The following is a 16,971-nucleotide window of genomic DNA, read 5'->3' on the forward strand; positions in this document are numbered from 1 at the left end:
GCCTGCGTCGTCTCGGCAGGCGTCGTTTCGGCAGGCGTCACGATGCGCCTCCGAAGCTGCGGAGACGGCTGCGCGGATCAATGTAGTCGTTCATCGACACCGCCAGCAGGAACAGCCCGATGAAGATCATGATCACAGCGATGGTCGGAAAGGCGATCCACCACCAAACTCCTGCCACCATCGCGGTGTGCTGGTTGGCCCAATAGATCATGCCGCCGATGGTCGGCGTGTTGATGTCGGTGAAGCCCAGCACCGCCAGCGTCACCTCCAGCCCGATCGACCAGACCATGTTGTTCATGGTCGTCGAGAAGACGATCGGCGTGACATAGGGCAAGTGCTCCTGAACCAGGATCTCGCGCGTGCTCATGCCGGAGAACAGGCTGCTTTGGGTGAATTCGCGGGCCTTCAGGCTCATGGCCACCGCGCGGATCAGCCGCGCGTCATAGGCCCAGCCGAGGCAGGCCATGATCAGCGCCAGCGATAGCCAGGACATCCGATCGCGCATCACGAAATAGAACAGCACCAGGATCGGAAGCAGCGGGATGACGATGAAGGTGTCGTTCACCGACATCAACGCACGATCGATCCAGCCGCCCTTGTAGCCGCTGAGCAGCCCGACCACGAGCGCCAGCAGACGGCTGATCAATGCCACTGTGCATCCGAACAGCAGGGTATTGCGAATGGCAAAGCTCAGCTGCCAGAACACGTCCTGGCCGCGCGAGGTGGTGCCGAACCAGTAGGTCAGCGACGGCGGCACATCCGGAGGCACCACATAGACATCCTGCGGCGGATAGGGCGAGAAACTCGCCAGCACCGACAACAGCAGCACGACGGCGATCAGCGCGGCGCCGATCCGGAATTCGGCGTGGTAACGCAAGAGGTCACGCAGGATTGCGGTCATTAGTGGACCTTTACCCTGGGATCGAGCAGTGGATACAGAAGATCGATCACGAGCACACCAACCGAGACGCCGAGGATCGAGACGGTGGTGACGCCGAGCACGAGCCCGTAATCCCCAGCATAGACGGCATCGACCAGCAGCGAGCCGACGCCGGGATAGCCGAATACCTTTTCAGTGATCACCGCACCATTGAAGATTCCGCCGAGCGAGATGGCGAGTCCGGTCAGCTGCGGCGGCAGCGCGTTGCGCATCACGTACATTGACAGGACGCGCCAGGGCCTGACGCCCGCCAGTTCGGCATAGACGACATAATCCTCGGTCACGACATTGGACACCAGCGCGCGCATCCCGAGGAACCAGCTGCCCACGCCGATCAGGATCAGCGAGAGCGCCGGCAGAATGGCGTGCTGCAGCACGCTGGTGACGAAATCGAACGTCAATGTCTGCGGCAGATTCATCGCCGAACCGCCGCTGATCGGAAGCACCGGCCAGAGGAAGCCGAACACGATCAGCAGCACGAGCGCCAGAATATAGTAGGGGATCGGGTGCAGCCCCATAGCGATCACGCCCATCAGCTTCAGCCCGCGGCTGTTCTGGTAGTAGCCGGCAAGTCCGCCGAGCAGGCTGCCGAGCCCCCAGGCAACGATGGTCGAGACCGCGAGCAGTCCGGCGGTCCAGGTCAGCGCACGGCCAATCAGCGTCGAGACGGGCGTTGGAAACGCCGATAACGAGGGACCGAAATCGGCGCGCAGGATCCGTTTCCAGAACGCCAGATATTGCTCGACCGGCGAGCCGCCGAGGCCGTAGAGCTCGCGAAGCGACGTGCGCATCTGCTCGATCGCGTCCGGAGCCGTGTTGCCATAGTAGGTGACCGCCGAGATCGACTGCTCGACGGGATCGATCGGCGTGGCATGTGTAATAACATAGGCGAGGTTGATGCCGATGAAGACCACGAGCACGAACTGCGCCAGCCGCCGGCCAACATACGCGACATATCCGCTCATCGGCGCTCCCGGGACGCCGGACCGAGGGGTTCGGACAGACGCCACCGGCCGTCCGAGAGATGCCATCGCCGCGTCCTCATCACGTCCTAAAGCGCGATGAGATTGGGTTGAATCGTCATCGCGCTTTTGCTCCTTGTTTGAGCATGATCTTTTCGGAAAACCGCTTCACACTTTTCCGGATCATGCCTAGCCGGCCGGCTTGAGCTTGACCAGCATATAGCGCGAATTGCCCCAGTTCGGCACCGGATTGGTGTAGGGATTTTCCGACGTCGGAAATCCCGTCCAGTAGGTCTGGTCCATCGCGGTGAAGACGTTGTACGCCATCAGCGGGATGGTCGGCATCTCCTTCACCGCGAGCTTGATGTAGTCCTTGCCAAGCTCGATCGATTTCGGATCGTCAAAGCCCACCATCCGGATGCTCTCGATGATCTTGTCCAGCGCGGGATTCGACCAACGCTGCCAGTTGCGCAGCGGCTGGGATTTGCCCGGCTCCGCGACGAATTGTGAATGCCAGCTGTCGAGGAAGTAGGACAGGTCCGGGTGGCCGCCCCAGGTCTCGACACTCCAGCCGATGAACGTGTCGAAGTCGCCGGCCGCCCGCCGCGTCGGCAGCATCCCCTGCGCCACGTCGATCCGTGCATCGATGCCGGCTTGTTTCCATAGCTGCACGATCATGGTGCCGGCGCGGGTCATCACCGGGCGCAGGTCGCCTTCGACCATGACGCGGACGGTAAAGGGCTTGCCATCCGGCGTGGTCCAGGCGCCGCCGCGCTTGGTGAAGCCGGCTTTCTCCAACAGCTCCTGCGCGGCCTGCGGATCGACCTTCCACCAGCCCATGCCGAAGGCACGGGCGATCTCTGCGGGATCGGACGGGATCTGCTCGCCCATCGAAGGCCGCAGCATCTCAGCGATCTGCCTGCCGATCGTGGGATCATACGGTTTGATCTTGCGCTTGCCGGTGTCGATCTCAAAACCCTTGAGCCATTCTTCCATCGGCTGATGATACGTGGCCGGATGGGCGCCCGTCGGCGGCACGCCGATGGCCGATATGGTGGCGGCGCCGCGATAGGCCGCCATCGACACCGCCTTGATGTCGATCAGGAGCGCCAATGCCCATCGCACGTCGGGGTTCTTGAACAGCTCGTTCTGGGTGTTGAAGATCACCGCCGGGAGCGTCGGATCGGGATGGCCATAGGGAAAACCCTTGAACCATGCCCGCGTCACCTTGCTTTGCTTGGCGAGAGCGAACATGCCCTCGGGCGCGATGTCATGGATCACATCGAGCTCGTGGTTGAGCTGCGCAATGACCCGCTTGTCCGGCGGGCCCGGATCGATGTAGGCGAGATATTTCGGCCCAGGCTTGCCGTACCGCCCGAGCGTGGTGCGCTGCCAGTCGTCGCGCAGTTGCCAGATGTACCATTTGCCGTCGGGATCGTAGCTGTTCAGCACGTAGGCGCCGAGCGAAACCGGCTTGTTGAAATCGAACTTGGCCGGATCTTCCACCTTGTCGAAAACATGCTTGGGCAGGATCCACACCGCCCCCCAGCGCACCGTGAAATTTGCGTGGAAGCGTGAATTTGGCTTCTTGAGCTTGAAAACCACCGTATAGGCATCCGGCGCCTCGACCGACGCCACGTTGCTCGCCAACACCGCGCTGAAGCGCATCCCCGGATGCTTGATCTGCGTCGTCACCGTCGAGACGACATCATCGGCGGTGAACTCGACGCCGTCGCTCCAGAAGATGCCCTTGCGCAGCTTCACCGTCATCTCGGTGAAATCGGCATTGTATTGCGGCTTGTCGGCAGCCAGCGAGTTGTCCCAGACACCGTCGAGACCGCGTTCGGGATCTATGTACCAGAGCGTATCGAGGGCGACCTGCTGCAGCCCGTTCGACTGCGATCCGGCGTTGATGGCCCAGATGTTGAACCATCCGGCGTTCTTGACGGTCCCTTCCGGGTTTTCGAGGATCAGTAGTTCCTTCCGGGGAATGTTTTTTGAAGTGCCCTGCGCAGAGCCTGAATTCGCTAACAGGAACGGCAGCGCCGCGAAAGCCCACGCAACCAGCAGAAATGCACGAAAGCAGCGCATCATCATCCTCCGGGGTGCCGTTGGCTCGACGTTTGTGCGACGAATGCTAGAGGCGTCAAAAACGAAAACAATAGAAATCTTGGTCCAGACCGAAGGATAGGTTCCCTGTTTCGCGCACACGTCTGGGCTGGGAGGATAGCCACTCTGCGCCAGAGCCTGCAGTCGACTATGAAGGCAGCCAGGAACAGAGCGCATAGCAAGCCGGTCGTAGGAACGATCTCTTCCTTGCAGCCCTCCGGTTCACATTGCGGTAGCGCTAACGCCCCTTCGTCGTGGCCACGGCCGGCCCCGGCCGGCCAAGAGAGTCCTCGAGTCCGACACGGACATTGCCACCTGAGTGTGGGGCAAAGCTACCTTCAGTCGGCTTTGGGATGCGCAAGATATCGCGAGTTATGGAGGACGGCTTTGAACTAGGCGCGAAGCTACGCCCAGCCACCGAAAAACAACTGCAACAGAATACAGGCAGGATTGACCTCATCTCGCATATTTCGGAGCATCATTTCGGCCGAAAAATTCCTTTTGACACTGGAGATGCTGATCCGAGGTCAAACTCAGCCCTCGTATGCTGATGGCGCCCCACGCGTGATCAGCGCATCGCCCTACGATCGGGCTTCCGGCAAAACGAAAGCGCTAGTCCGTCTCCTATTCCGTAGCGTCGGTCCGGCAGGCTAATCCGCTTCATTTTGAACGGCGGGAGATCCGCGCGGATCAACTGCGGTCCGCTATGAGCCAGAGGACTAAACCGCTCGCGCGGTCGGACGCTGCGGCTGGCGGCACCGCCAAGAGGATAGCCGGCGCACGATCGAAGACATGGCGATCCGCAAGTTCGCGCCCAAGACCCAACATGACTAAGTGCAAAGGGTCAAGAACTTCGCGGCGTTCCTCGGGCGATCGCCGGATACGGCGAGCTTCGAGGACGTGCGCCCAGCTGATCTCCCAGTGCACACGTCATGCACACGCCGCCCTCTAACCAATTGAAAATCTTGAGTTCTCGCTCCAATCCATCATGGGGGCGCAAGAAAATTTTAGGCTCAAGTCCTTCATTCAACCCATATATTCGTGCCGAAACCGATCCCGCTCCGCACTGGAAAAACGCGTGATCGCGCTCGGCGCCGGCCGTCCGTTCTAGAGCCATATGGCCCGAATTAAAAGCTGAAACAGTTGCCCGATCGGAAAGAACGCGATGCGGCGCGTTAATCGAGCATGGTTCTCGATCTCGTTCGGCTTGATGCCAGTGGCTCCGATGTCTGATCCCTCGACCTCGGCACGGCCCGACGAGGCCAGCTTCACCGGCTCGCCGCAGACGCGTGTCGGGCAATCTCCCGGCCCCTCCACGATCCTGCTCGCACTCGGAATTGTCTATGGCGACCTGGGGACGAGCCCTCTCTATACGCTGCAAACGATCAAGCAGATCATGGGCCAGGGCTTCTCTACTGAAGCCGCGCTCGGCTCGTTGTCGCTGATCGTCTGGGCCTTGATCATCACTATCTCGGTCAAGTATGGCATCTTCGTCATGCGCGCCGACAATCACGGCGAAGGCGGGATCCTTGCGCTGATGGCGATCACGGGGACGCGCGGCTCGCGCCGAGGGCGCTGGCTAGTCGTTGCCGGGCTCTTTGGCGCTGCGCTCATCTACGGCGACGGCATCATCACGCCGGCGATTTCGGTCCTGAGCGCCGTCGAGGGCCTGAACGTTGCGACGTCGGTCTTCAAGCCGTACACGATGCCGATCGCCGTCGCGATCCTCGTCGGACTGTTCGCCCTCCAGAGCCGCGGCACGGCAACCGTCGGTCGCGCCTTCGGGCCGGTCATGCTTCTCTGGTTCATCACGATGGGTTTGCTCGGGCTTGTTGGGGTTGCCCATCATGTCAGCGTTTTGACCTCGCTTGATCCGCGCTATGGCATCAAGCTGCTGTTCGGGCACGGTCTTGTCGGCTTCACGCTACTTGGCGGCGTGTTTCTCGCGCTGACCGGCGGTGAAGCGCTCTACGCCGATATGGGCCACATCGGCCGCGCCCCCATCAGGATGACCTGGTACGGCATCGTGCTTCCGGCCCTGGTCCTGAACTACGCCGGCCAGGTCGGCCATCTCGTCGATGCACCGAAGGACGACGGCAATCCGTTTTTCCTGCTCTCGCCGGCCTGGGCAGTCTACCCTCTTGTTGCCCTGGCAACCCTGGCAACCGTCATTGCGAGCCAGGCCATCATCACCGGTTCCTTCTCGATGACCAGGCAAGCCATGCAGCTCGGCTGGTTTCCGGGCGTTCAGATCTTCCAGACCTCGGCCGATCAATACGGACAGATATATGCGCCCTTCGTCAACTGGACCATGATGATCCTGACCGTCGCTCTCACGATCGGCTTCCGCAACTCGGACCGGCTCGCCGGCGCTTACGGAACCGCCGTGTCGACAACCATGGTGCTCACCACTGTGCTCTTGTTCGAGGTCATGAGAACGCGGTGGCATTGGAGCCTTTGGCGATCGATCGCTGCTGCGGGGAGCCTTACGATCGTCGATCTGGCATTCTTCGGAGCCAACCTGCTGAAGATCCTGGACGGCGGATGGATCCCCCTTGGCTTCGGCGCGCTGGTGTTCACGATCATGATCATCTGGCACAATGGCATCGCCGAGCTGCATCGGCGAAACGCTGCGCAGTCTGAGCTGATCGACGACTTCCTCACGAGGCTCGCGAAGGAGAACGTCGCGCGCGTCTCCGGCACTGGCGTGTTCTTGACCCGCCTTGGAACCGGCATGCCGCCGATGATCGTCAACTACGTGAGGCAGACCCAATCGCTGCATCAGACCGTGATCGCCCTGACCGTCAGCTTCGAGCCCGTGCCGCGCATCAAGGCGCAGGATCGGATCAGATGCGACAAGCTCGGCGAAGGCGTGTGGCACATGACGGTCCATTTCGGCTTCGTCGAGATTCCCGATCTCCCCTCGGTCATCGCACAGGCGAAACACGGCGGGCTGCCCGCCTGGGAGCGGCCCACCTACTACGTCGAGCGCTACGATCCGATCAATCGACCCGGCAATTCCCTGCTGTCGCGCTGGCGAACGGCCCTCTTCGGTTTCATGGTTCGCAATTCCGCGCACCCAGTCGATCGCTTCCGGATGCCGACCAATGCGCTGGTCGAGCTCGGCCGCAGAATGGAATTGTGACGCGCCAAGCCGAGCCAAGATCTGGTTGCGTTCTCTTCATCTCCTCCCTCTGAAAGCATTCTAGGATCTAGCACCCCAGCGCCGCGCACGAACGGCGTGGTAGCGCGCGTTGGTCTGGGGCTTAATGAACAAGGCTGCGACACTCGGATGTTGCTTGCGGATCTCATTTTCGATCGAGATGACGCACTGTTCGATGTCGTCAGCGCGCTTGTCGTCCGCGAACTCGACGCTCAGCGCTGCGACGACCTCGGCCGGCGATAGTTGCGCGGTCAGGAGCCCGTTGGCCCGAAGCACGCCGGGCGAGTGACGCGCGATGTCGCGGATGGAGCGCGACAGTTCCGCATGAGCGGGCTCACCGATCAAGAGACTCATGCTCTCTCTTGCGAGTCCGATGGACGCGACCCCGAGCAGAACGCCGATCAGGATCGAGCCGACGCCATCCCAGACCGGCTGCGTCAGCAACACCGCCGCCGTGGTCGTTGCAGCTGCGATCACGATACCGACCAGCGCGGCGCTGTCTTCCAGCAGCACCATGAAGGCCGGAGGGTCCTTGCTGCGCACGAAGGCCTCATACCAGCCAAGCCGGGCGTGCTCCGACCGGAAGTGGCGCAGCGCAAACAGCCACGAGACGCCCTCGAACACGAACGCCAGGCCGAGCACGACGCTGATGACGGGATCCTGAATCGGCTCGGGTGCAGTCACATGCAGGACGCCCTGATAGAGCGAGACGCCGGCGCCGAGCGCGAAGATCAGAAGCGCGACGATGAAGCTCCAGAAATAGAGCTCGCGCCCGTAGCCGAGCGGATGGGATTCGTCGGGCGGACGGCTCGCGCGATGGTAGCCATAGAGCAGCAGCACCTCATTGGTGATATCGACCACCGAGTGCACGGCCTCGCTCATCATCGCGGAGCTTCCGGTCCAGGCGGCGGCTGCGATCTTGGTGGCTGCAACCAAGCTGTTGCCGACGAGCGCAGCATAGACGACTGTCTTCGACGATCCTTCTGCGGCCATTTCGCCGAAATCTCTGTTCACATCGCCGAGCCCATCCGCACCGGTCGGACGTCGAGCGGTTCGGCGATCTCAAAGGCGGGATCGATGAGCTCGCTTCTGTAGCGCCGCTCGAATGCCTCGCGCCACAGCTTGCCGGGCGTCATCCCTTTGCGAACGTCCGGTTCCGTCATGCTGCTCCTCGTGAGATTGGTATGATCGGGCCAACCCGAGAGGCCAGACGCGGTTCCTCGGCGCGATCTCGGCCGATCCATCCCGCGATCAGGACACGAATTCGCGTTCTCGCGGCGCAGCACGCCCGAGCTTTACCTCAATGCCTCACCCTCATCCGAAAGGGCGCAGGGAAGACCGGGCGCCGGCTGGCACCCGCGGTCCACTGTGCGACGGTTGCGCTACAAGAATCTGCACAGCGGCATACAGGTGAAGCCAAAACATCCGGCCTTCCCTGCGCAGTGGTTTGACGGCTTATGTCGTGCTCTCCCCGGGGAGCGATGCACTATTGCCCCCGTCGTCTCGCAGATGACTGATACGAGGGCCCGGTTGAGCCACACGCATCACCACGAGCCTTGACGCACAGACCCCGGGCGTCAGGACCACACGATTTCGCCGTACGCCGATCACACCGGTCGTGCGCGCGACGTCTTTGCTCCCGGTTGCCCGCCCTGCAAATCCCTTCGCGCCGATGTAATCCACGTCCACCGCCATCCGGCCCGCGTTCGTGACGACCGCGATACGCCCCTCTTCCTTGGGCCGGAGTGCGCAAAACATACGCCATTTCCGAATTTCGGTAAAGTGGAATATTTTTGCCGCGCACATTGTCCCACGGCTAGCGTGTTTTGCCCGTCAGGCAACGCAAGGTCTTGTAGCCCAAAATTGAACCAAAACTGCCAAGGAGGTAGACTCCGACACCGCCGGGCGCGGTATCGCACCGGGTATGCATATCCCGCGCAGCAAGTCAGGACCGGCCCGGCTTGAGCCCGGACGGTCCCGAGCGGACTACCACTCCACCCAATCATCACCGCGCCAGTAGCCTCGCCCCTCGTGCTCGCGGAACGTGATATCCGGACCAGCCCTCCAGGAGTCCTCGTGAATAATCACGCCAGCACCAGGTGGATAAGCGTATCGCTCGTGAGTGTGCCAACAAACGTCGCCGGTGCACACCACCGCCGCCGATGCGCTCATTGTGGAACCTATCAATAGTCCGCAGCAAACAGCCGCTGCTCGAAGACTGCTGAATGGGGTCATGTGCCTTCTCCTTTGAATACTGCCCCGGACGAAATGCTGCATTGGCAGCGACGTTCCTGTCGCCGAGACGTTCGATTCCAGATCGAATGGGAACATCGGGGACCACGCGGCGATTGCAGCACCAGGCTCGGCTGGTACCGCCATGAACCACCTCGACCTTCCGGGCGGGCAATAGCGTGTGTTGGGTCTTGCAGCCGATTGCCCGAAGTCCCGACATCGTGATTTCGAGCCATAAAAGGAACCTCTGCTTTCGATTTTGGTTGGCGGCCAATCAGTGAAAGGATGGCTTCAATGAGAGTTTGCGATGCAATGACTCCCAGCGTTCAGCTCTGCACTCCGCAAGACAGCATCAGGGATGCGGCCGAGGCGATGACGGCGCTCAATGTTGGACTCCTGCCCGTGGCAGACAACGACCGTTTGGTGGGAATGATATCCGACCGCGATATTGCTACGCGCGGTGTCGCGATGGGCCGAGGTCCGGATGCGCTGGTGCGCGATGTCATGACCACCGATGTCAAATACTGCTTCGAAGACCAGGACCTCGATGAGATTACCCGCAACATGGCCGATATTCAGGTGCGGCGGTTGCCCGTGCTCAATCGAGACAAGCGGTTGGTCGGCATCATTGCGCTTGGCGATATTGCGGTTTCCAAGGCAGGCGACGGCGCAACAACCGCCCTGTGTGGAATCTCGCAGCCAGGCGGACAACATGCGGGCTCGGTCATCGGCTAAGGCGATGGGTCGAGCTTAGGATCAGCAGCGGGTTCCGCGGGCTGACATCTTGAAAATTTTCGGGGAACGACTGCCCAGGACCAATGTTATCGACACAGAGCAAGTAGCTTTTCAAAGGCGCAATCCTTGAAGAGCGAAAGCCCGAGCCCCGTCATTCACATCACGTGGTGGCGGGGTCTTCTGTTGCGGGCGAGAAAGTCGGAAACCCATGAGGAGCTGGAGGGTTGTCCGCGCGCACGTAGCGAAAGGAGGCAACATGAACCGAGTTCTATGGCCCAGCAGTGCTGGCAGTTGCGTGCGCAACGGGAACAAGCAGCTTTGCTGCCCCTCTGGTTCATTCGTCCGAGATAACGGAGGGAACAACCCGGGTGCAGCAGGCGAGACTGGTTTGCGACGACTACGGCAATTGCTATCGGACCCGAGGCCCACGCTACATCGAGCGTGATTACTATGACGATTACTATGGCCCGCGCGGCCCAGGTTTTGGCGTCTATGCGGGTCCGAGATACTACGGCGGCCCGCGTTTCGGCTTCGGAGTCGATATTGGCCGTTGGTAATGCGGGCCAACCCGAACATCCTTGAACGTCTCAGGCCTCGCTGCCCCTGAACCGAGACAGCGCGGCCTTGGATCACGCATTCGAAGTGGGCTTTCAGCAGAGCAACCCTGTGAGCCCGCTCCCGACCTGCTCAGGCCGGCGTGAACCGGGCAAGATCGTGGATCCCGAATGTCTGCTCGATCGCCGTCACTCTCGCCACATACCTCTCGAATCCGTCCTCTCCGAATTTGCGCCGTTCGTCGCGCTCGAAGTCCTCTGCCATGGCGTCGAACTCGTGCGCGGAGACGATGCCGCGCAGCTTTGGAAAGAGCTCCGTGTCCTCGCGCGCCTCGTGCGGCCTGTACATAGACACGAAGCTTTGAATGCACGCGATCAGGCGACTCCGGCTTTCACCCGGCACCTGGCTTGGCGGCACCAGGCCTAGAATTGTATCAGTGAGACGGCGGCCAGCCTGATGCTGCTGGTAGAGTACATTGACGAGTTCGACCATCTGCCCGGCTTTGCGAAAACGGGGAAATAGCTGCTGTTCCTCGGTACGCTCGTGATAGTCTTCGATGAATTCGTGAACGATGCCAGCGGCGCGCGCCAGGATAGCCACATCGAAATCCTCGCCGCGTGCAAACTTTTGCAAGCCCGCTTCGTAGACCAGCAGGACGCGGTTGAGCACTCCGTGCTCGCGCATCAGGTCTTCGGATGGCGTCACCTCCGTGGCCGGATCGGTCTCCGCCGCGTGCGCGCGGCTCGGACCGGCGGCGCTCGCGATCAATAATCCCGAAGTCGCATGAACGAGATGTCGACGGTCGAAAATGGGGTTCATCGCCAAACTCCTTGCTGAAGGCACCAGCGCGTCGTCTACGGCGCGTGCCGGGCGGTTGCAGTCCAACAGGCCGGGTGCAGCGCGGTTCCTGACGCGGGGAGTCAGGAACCGACCCTGCCGGGAAGTGTTGTCGCCGCTATCAAAGAAGGAGTGACGCCCATGCGCCAGTCGCTGCTCGCGTTCACGCGAGTTCTGGCCTCGCTGGCGGCAGCAATGACGTTTGGCGCAGGACTTGCCTTCGCCGCCGGCGATCCCGCGGCGGGGGCAGCGGTTTTCGAGCGGGAATGCGCGTTGTGCCACACCATCGCCAAAGGCGAGCCAAATCGCTTCGGACCCAATCTGTTCGGCATTGCCGAGCGCAAGGCCGCCACCGTGCCGGGATACGAGTACTCGCCGGAATTCATCACCATGGCGATCTGGACCTGGAGCCCCGACGCCATCGCGTCTTTCGTGATTGCCCCTGCTCTCACGATTCCGGGCAACAAGATGTCCATGTTCCAGGGCGTTCCGGATTCCGAGCTTGACGATCTCATCGCCTATTTGGCGGCCCAGAAATAGAGGCGCCCATGAGACTGCCGATAGGGTTGCTCGCAGCCGTCGCTTTCGTTCAATTGTCCGTGCGGCCGGCATCCGTGTCGGCCCAGGAGACCGCCCAACCGGCTCCCGTCGAGATCGACGCGCATGACATCGGCGGTGCGGTCACAAGTGCGAACGGACCGGAAGCCGGCGTGTGGGTGATCGCCGAGACCCGGGATCTCGGGACGCGCTTCGTCAAGATCGTCGTGACGGACGATCTTGGCCGTTTCATAATCCCCGATCTTCCTGCGGCGCGCTATCAGGTCTGGGTCCGCGGCTATGGTCTTGTCGATTCACCGAAAGTCGACGGTGAGAGAGGGCAGCGGTTGAACCTGGAGGCGGCGGTCGCGCCGGACCGTGCTGCGGCGGCGCAATACTATCCTGCCATCTACTGGTTCTCGCTGCTCAGGACTCCCGGACCGGACAAGTTTCCCGGCACCGGCCCCAATGGCAATGGCATGCCGCGCGAATTCAAGACCCGCGATCAATGGCTCGACGTCATCAAGACCAATGGCTGCGGCAATTGTCATCAGATCGGCAATTATGCCACGCGCACAATGCCGCCGGCGTTCGAGCATTTCCAGTCCAGCATCGCCGCGTGGGCGCGCCGCCTGCAATCGGGCCCTGGCGGCACCACCATGGTTCGCACCATGGGACGCCTGTTGGCTGCCGACGGCGGCCATCTCGCCGCGCTCGCGGATTGGACCGACCGCGTCAAGGCGGGCGAGCTCCCGAAGTCCGCGCCGCCGCGGCCGACAGGCATCGAGCGCAATCTTGTCCTCACGGTGCGTGACTGGCTTGATCCGAAGCACTACCTGCACGACCTCGCGGCGACTGACAAGCGTCAGCCGACGGTGAATGCGAACGGCCCGCTCTATGGCGCGACCGAGCTCTCCAGCAACACGATGCCGGTGCTCGATCCGATCCACAACGCAAAGAAAGTCGTCTCCGTGCCGGTCCGCGAGCCGGAGGACACGCCGAGCTCGGCGCTGGCGAATCCGGTGTTCGCGTCCTCACCTTATTTCGGTCGCGAGCAGGTGTGGGACAGCCAAGTCAATGCTCATTCGCCGGCGATGGACCAGGAGGGCCGCATCTATTTCACTGCCCAGCTTCGCCCGCCGACGGAGGTCCCCGCCTATTGCGGCAAAGACTCGCCGCTCCGTTCGGCGCAGCTTTATCCGCTGACGACGAAGCCAGAGGGTTTCAATCAGAACTCGCGTCAAGTGACGGTCTACGATCCGCGCAGCGAGAAGTTTACGTTCATCGATACCTGCTTCGGCACCCAGCATCTGAACTTTGCCGAGGACGATGCGAACACGCTCTGGTTCAGCAACAACACGCAAGGCAAGAACGCCGTTGTCGGTTGGTTGAATACCAGGAAGTTCTGGGAAACGCGCGATGCGGCGGCGGCGCAGGGCTGGAGCGCGCTCGTGGTCGACACCAACGGCAATGGCAGGCGCGATGAAGATTACAACGAGCCTGGCCAGCGGGCCGATCCCGGCAAGGATACCCGCATTTCGTTCGGCCTTTATGGCATTTCCGCAAGCCCGCTCGACGGCTCGATCTGGGGCTCGAGCCTGCCGCATCCCGGCTACATCGTTCGCATCGATCCCGGGACGAATCCACCCGATACGGCGCTCGCCGAGGTCTACAAGGTGCCGTTGCCCGGCTACGGTATTCGCGGCATGGACGTTGATCGCAATGGCGTCGTCTGGGTGCCGCTCGACAGCGGGCATATCGGCAGCTTCGACCGACGCAGATGCAAGGGTCCCCTCAACGGCCCCGGAGCCGAAACGGGCGACAAATGTCCCGAAGGCTGGAGCTTCTACCCGCTGCCGGGCCCGCCGCTGCAGGGCGACACCGGCGCGGCCGAGAACCCGTATTACGCCTGGGTCGATCAGCACAATATCCTCGGGCTGGGGGCGAACATACCGATCGCTACCGGCAATCAGTCCGATTCCCTGCACGCGCTGGTGGATGGCCGTATCGTCGAGCTGCGAGTGCCCTATCCCATGGGCTTCTTCGCCAAGCAGATCGATGGGCGGATCGACGATCCAACCGCGGGATGGAAGGGCCGCGCGCTCTGGGTAACCTCAGGCAATCGCGCGCCCGTTCACATCGAAGGCATCGACGCGCCCCATCCGGGAGCGCCGGGAGCAACCGATGATGCGCGGTCGAGCCCGCTGGTGGTGCAATTCCAGCTTCGTCAAAATCCGCTCGCGCACTAGAGCGTTTTCGAGCGAAGTGGATACCGGTTCGCGTAAAGAAAACGCGTCAAAACAAGAATCTAGAGCCCCGTTCCGATTCCATCGGAACGGAAAAGGCTCTAGATGTGAGCCTAATCGGCCCTTTGCGAAAAACCGGTAGGAGGCGGGGGTCTACGTGCTCGATGAACGTATGCCGCCGTCGGTCATCGTGTCCCAAAGGTTAAGACCGGACTTCTGGATCATCACCTTCCACAGATCCTCAAGATCTTCCCTCGCGGTTTCGCCGCGGTCGTCTCGGCCACGCGAAACATGCTTGGAGACCATTCAATTGATCGCGAGGCCGGACCGCGGGCTGTCCCTTTGATAGGAACTCGTTTCGTGCTGATGCGTCAGCTGATATGGCAAAGCTCATCAAGATCCGATTTCACCAGTTCGGCGGCAATGACATGCTACGCGTCGACCGGCTCGAACAATCAGGTCCCGACGCGGGCCAGATCCTGGTCTCTGTCCGGGCCGCAAGCGTCAATCCCGTCGATTTCAAGATCAGGTCGGGCAAATATCCTTCTGTGCGGGAAGACCGGTTGCCCTATACGCCCGGCCGGGACGTCTGCGGAATCGTCACGACATGCGGCGCGCAGGCGACGCGCTTTCGTGTCGGCGACGAGGTCTTCGGCATGGTTCCTGTGTTCGGCGGCTACGCCCAGCAGGTGGTCCTCGACGAGCGCGCGGCCGCGCACAAGCCTGCCCGGCTCGATCACGTTCATGCTGCCGCCATTCCGCTGGCAGGACAGACGGCGCATCAGGGATTGTTCCGACACGGCCAGCTCAAGGCCGGAGAGACCGTCCTGATCCACGGCGGATCTGGCGGCGTCGGTCATTTCGCGATTCAGTTCGCCAAGGCAAAGGGCGCTCGCGTGCTGACGACGGTCTCGACGGAACATGTCGAGTTTGCGCGATCGCTCGGGGCTGACGTGGTGATCGACTACAAGACCCTGCGCTTCGAAGAAGTCGCCAAGAGTGTCGACATGGTGTTCGACCTGATCGACGGCGAGACGCGCGAGCGTTCCTGGGCGCTTCTCAACAAGGGCGGTCGCCTGATCTCCACGTTGACGGCACCCTCGCAGGATCGCGCAAAATCGCTGGGCGTGACGGCGATGCGCTACACCGTCGAGCCCGACGGCGAGGAACTGGCCGAGATCGGGAAGCTCGCCGACAGCAGCAAGCTCACGCCGCACATTCAGGCCACGTTTCCCCTTGAGCAGGCAGCCGAGGCCCTGGCGATGGTGGAGCGCGGCCACACGGCCGGCAAGGTCGTGCTGACGTACGGCTGAGTAGGAGTATCTCGTGAATACACCGAACCGCCGATCCCTGCTGGCCGCCGCGGCCGCTCTTGGCGCCACCGCAGCCGCCTCTGCGCAGCCGCGCAACGAGCCGGTGATTGGCGACAAGGGCGCGACCATCGTCGGGCCTCGCAACCCGGAGCGGGAGCTGCAGAACCCGGACATCTTGCGGCCACCGTCGACCGACCATGGCTCGGTGCCGAACCTGCGGTTCTCGTTTGCAGACGCGCATATGAAGATCCGCACAGGCGGCTGGTCGCGCGAGGTCACGCAGCGCGAGCTCGCGATCTCGACCACGATGGCCGGCGTGAACATGCGCCTGACCTCGGGCGGCGTCCGCGAGCTGCACTGGCACAAGCAGGCCGAATGGGCCTTCATGCTGGCCGGCAAGGCCCGCATCACCGCGGTCGACAATGACGGCCATAATTTCATCGCCGACGTCGGCCCTGGCGATCTCTGGTACTTCCCTTCCGGCATCCCCCACTCGATCCAGGGACTGCCAGACGACGGTTGCGAATTCCTGCTGGCGTTTCCGGACGGCGAGTTCTCCGAGGACAGCACGTTTGCGATCACCGATTTGTTCGCCCACAACGATCCCGGCGCGCTGGCGAAGAACCTTGCCATCGATACAACGGCCCTCGGTCAGCTTCCCAAGCAGGAGCGCTTCATCTTTCAGGCCGAGCCGCCGCCACCGGCTCTCGAGGCAGACGCGGTGCACGACGCGCTCGGCGCCGTGCCGCTCGACATGGTGTTCCACCTGACGCAGCAGCCGCCGACGTCATCGCCAGGTGGCAACGTCCGCATCGCGGATACCCGCAACTTCAAGATCTCGACGGACGTTGCGGCGGCGCTGGTGGAGGTCAATCCCGGCCACATGCGCGAGCTGCACTGGCATCCGAACGCCGACGAATGGCAATATTACATGGCAGGCCAGGCGCGGATGACCGTATTTGCGGCCGAGGCGCGGGCGCGGACATTTGACTACCGCGCCGGCGACGTCGGTTACGTCCCGATGTCGATGAGCCATTTCATCGAGAACACCGGCGACGAGCCGCTGCGCTTTCTCGAACTGTTCAAATCGCCGCGCTTCATGGATGTCTCGCTCGCGCAATGGATGGCGCTGACCCCGCCGGAACTCGTTGCGGCGCATCTGAACATCGACCGAGCCGTGGTCGAGAAACTGCGCAAGGACAAGCAGCCGGTTGTGTAGTCACTCGCGCCGGACGTCCATCAGCTCTTCAGCTGTCGCCGGGTCGACCTTGCCGCTAACGCTTGGAACCATCATCGGGCGCGGAAGTTCGTTCCGGGCATCAGCGGAAACCCGAAAGGCGCG

General features: G+C 62.1%; 12 protein-coding genes. 6 read left to right on the top strand and 6 right to left on the bottom strand.

Going from position 1 to position 16,971, the window contains the following annotated elements; genetic code table 11:
- Positions 1 to 37: 37 nt before the first annotated feature.
- The 3 genes from JJC00_RS24745 to JJC00_RS24755 form a co-directional block, all read right to left on the bottom strand.
- Entirely contained in the window at positions 38 to 901 is an 864-nt protein-coding gene (locus JJC00_RS24745) for an ABC transporter permease (protein ID WP_200468506.1), read from the bottom strand.
- The gene (locus tag JJC00_RS24750; protein WP_200468507.1) at positions 901 to 1,905 is read right to left on the bottom strand and encodes an ABC transporter permease; all 1,005 of its coding nucleotides are present in this window, start codon (positions 1,903 to 1,905) and stop codon (positions 901 to 903) included. Before JJC00_RS24750 ends, JJC00_RS24745 begins: the two co-directional genes overlap by 1 nt.
- Before the next feature lie 186 nt (positions 1,906 to 2,091).
- The gene (locus tag JJC00_RS24755) at positions 2,092 to 3,999 is read right to left on the bottom strand and encodes an ABC transporter substrate-binding protein (protein WP_200468508.1); all 1,908 of its coding nucleotides are present in this window, start codon (positions 3,997 to 3,999) and stop codon (positions 2,092 to 2,094) included.
- A gap of 1,237 nt (positions 4,000 to 5,236) precedes the next feature.
- On the opposite strand from JJC00_RS24755, the gene JJC00_RS24760 reads away from it, so the two are divergent.
- A complete protein-coding gene (locus JJC00_RS24760; RefSeq protein ID WP_200468509.1) occupies positions 5,237 to 7,156 on the top strand; it encodes a potassium transporter Kup in 1,920 nt (639 codons plus the stop codon).
- A gap of 60 nt (positions 7,157 to 7,216) precedes the next feature.
- Here the strand turns inward: JJC00_RS24760 and JJC00_RS24765 are convergent, their stop codons facing one another.
- Together JJC00_RS24765 and JJC00_RS24770 are read right to left on the bottom strand one after the other, a co-directional pair.
- Complete coding sequence (locus tag JJC00_RS24765; protein ID WP_200468510.1) at positions 7,217 to 8,167, bottom strand: cation diffusion facilitator family transporter; 951 nt, start codon at positions 8,165 to 8,167, stop codon at positions 7,217 to 7,219.
- Between the two features lie 17 nt (positions 8,168 to 8,184).
- Positions 8,185 to 8,337 (bottom strand): hypothetical protein, encoded by a 153-nt coding sequence (locus JJC00_RS24770; RefSeq protein ID WP_200468511.1) that lies wholly within the window; start codon positions 8,335 to 8,337, stop codon positions 8,185 to 8,187.
- Between the two features lie 1,363 nt (positions 8,338 to 9,700).
- Between JJC00_RS24770 and JJC00_RS24775 the strand changes: the two genes are divergently transcribed.
- Complete coding sequence (locus JJC00_RS24775) at positions 9,701 to 10,141, top strand: CBS domain-containing protein (protein ID WP_200468512.1); 441 nt, start codon at positions 9,701 to 9,703, stop codon at positions 10,139 to 10,141.
- Between the two features lie 687 nt (positions 10,142 to 10,828).
- On the opposite strand, the gene JJC00_RS24780 is transcribed toward JJC00_RS24775, so the two are convergent.
- Positions 10,829 to 11,515, bottom strand: a complete 687-nt coding sequence (locus tag JJC00_RS24780) for a hemerythrin domain-containing protein (protein WP_200468513.1) — start codon at positions 11,513 to 11,515, stop codon at positions 10,829 to 10,831.
- A 159-nt stretch (positions 11,516 to 11,674) separates the two neighbouring features.
- Here JJC00_RS24780 and JJC00_RS24785 point away from each other — a divergent pair, with 159 nt between their 5' ends.
- The 4 genes from JJC00_RS24785 to JJC00_RS24800 all read left to right on the top strand — a co-directional run bounded on the left by JJC00_RS24785 (position 11,675) and on the right by JJC00_RS24800 (position 16,848).
- Positions 11,675 to 12,073: a c-type cytochrome gene (locus tag JJC00_RS24785; protein WP_200468514.1), complete on the top strand. Its 399-nt coding sequence runs from the start codon at positions 11,675 to 11,677 to the stop codon at positions 12,071 to 12,073.
- Between the two features lie 8 nt (positions 12,074 to 12,081).
- Positions 12,082 to 14,319 carry a carboxypeptidase-like regulatory domain-containing protein gene (locus JJC00_RS24790; RefSeq protein ID WP_200468515.1) on the top strand — a complete coding sequence of 746 codons (2,238 nt, stop codon included), beginning with the start codon at positions 12,082 to 12,084 and terminating at the stop codon, positions 14,317 to 14,319.
- A gap of 377 nt (positions 14,320 to 14,696) precedes the next feature.
- Complete coding sequence (locus JJC00_RS24795; RefSeq protein WP_200468516.1) at positions 14,697 to 15,629, top strand: NADP-dependent oxidoreductase; 933 nt, start codon at positions 14,697 to 14,699, stop codon at positions 15,627 to 15,629.
- 13 nt (positions 15,630 to 15,642) lie between these two features.
- A complete protein-coding gene (locus JJC00_RS24800) occupies positions 15,643 to 16,848 on the top strand; it encodes an oxalate decarboxylase family bicupin (protein ID WP_200468517.1) in 1,206 nt (401 codons plus the stop codon).
- Positions 16,849 to 16,971: the final 123 nt, after the last annotated feature.

Origin of the sequence: Bradyrhizobium diazoefficiens (assembly GCF_016616885.1) — a bacterium.
GTDB lineage: Bacteria > Pseudomonadota > Alphaproteobacteria > Rhizobiales > Xanthobacteraceae > Bradyrhizobium > Bradyrhizobium diazoefficiens_F.

Bases quoted from the DNA above. Each gene is read 5' to 3' on its own strand.
- JJC00_RS24745 (WP_200468506.1), bottom strand. From the start codon at position 901: ATGACCGCAATCCTGCGTGACCTCTTGCGTTACCACGCCGAATTCCGG.
- JJC00_RS24750 (WP_200468507.1), bottom strand. From the start codon at position 1,905: ATGAGCGGATATGTCGCGTATGTTGGCCGGCGGCTGGCGCAGTTCGTG.
- JJC00_RS24755 (WP_200468508.1), bottom strand. From the start codon at position 3,999: ATGATGATGCGCTGCTTTCGTGCATTTCTGCTGGTTGCGTGGGCTTTC.
- JJC00_RS24760 (WP_200468509.1), top strand. From the start codon at position 5,237: ATGTCTGATCCCTCGACCTCGGCACGGCCCGACGAGGCCAGCTTCACC.
- JJC00_RS24765 (WP_200468510.1), bottom strand. From the start codon at position 8,167: ATGGCCGCAGAAGGATCGTCGAAGACAGTCGTCTATGCTGCGCTCGTC.
- JJC00_RS24770 (WP_200468511.1), bottom strand. From the start codon at position 8,337: ATGACGGAACCGGACGTTCGCAAAGGGATGACGCCCGGCAAGCTGTGG.
- JJC00_RS24775 (WP_200468512.1), top strand. From the start codon at position 9,701: ATGAGAGTTTGCGATGCAATGACTCCCAGCGTTCAGCTCTGCACTCCG.
- JJC00_RS24780 (WP_200468513.1), bottom strand. From the start codon at position 11,515: ATGAACCCCATTTTCGACCGTCGACATCTCGTTCATGCGACTTCGGGA.
- JJC00_RS24785 (WP_200468514.1), top strand. From the start codon at position 11,675: ATGCGCCAGTCGCTGCTCGCGTTCACGCGAGTTCTGGCCTCGCTGGCG.
- JJC00_RS24790 (WP_200468515.1), top strand. From the start codon at position 12,082: ATGAGACTGCCGATAGGGTTGCTCGCAGCCGTCGCTTTCGTTCAATTG.
- JJC00_RS24795 (WP_200468516.1), top strand. From the start codon at position 14,697: ATGGCAAAGCTCATCAAGATCCGATTTCACCAGTTCGGCGGCAATGAC.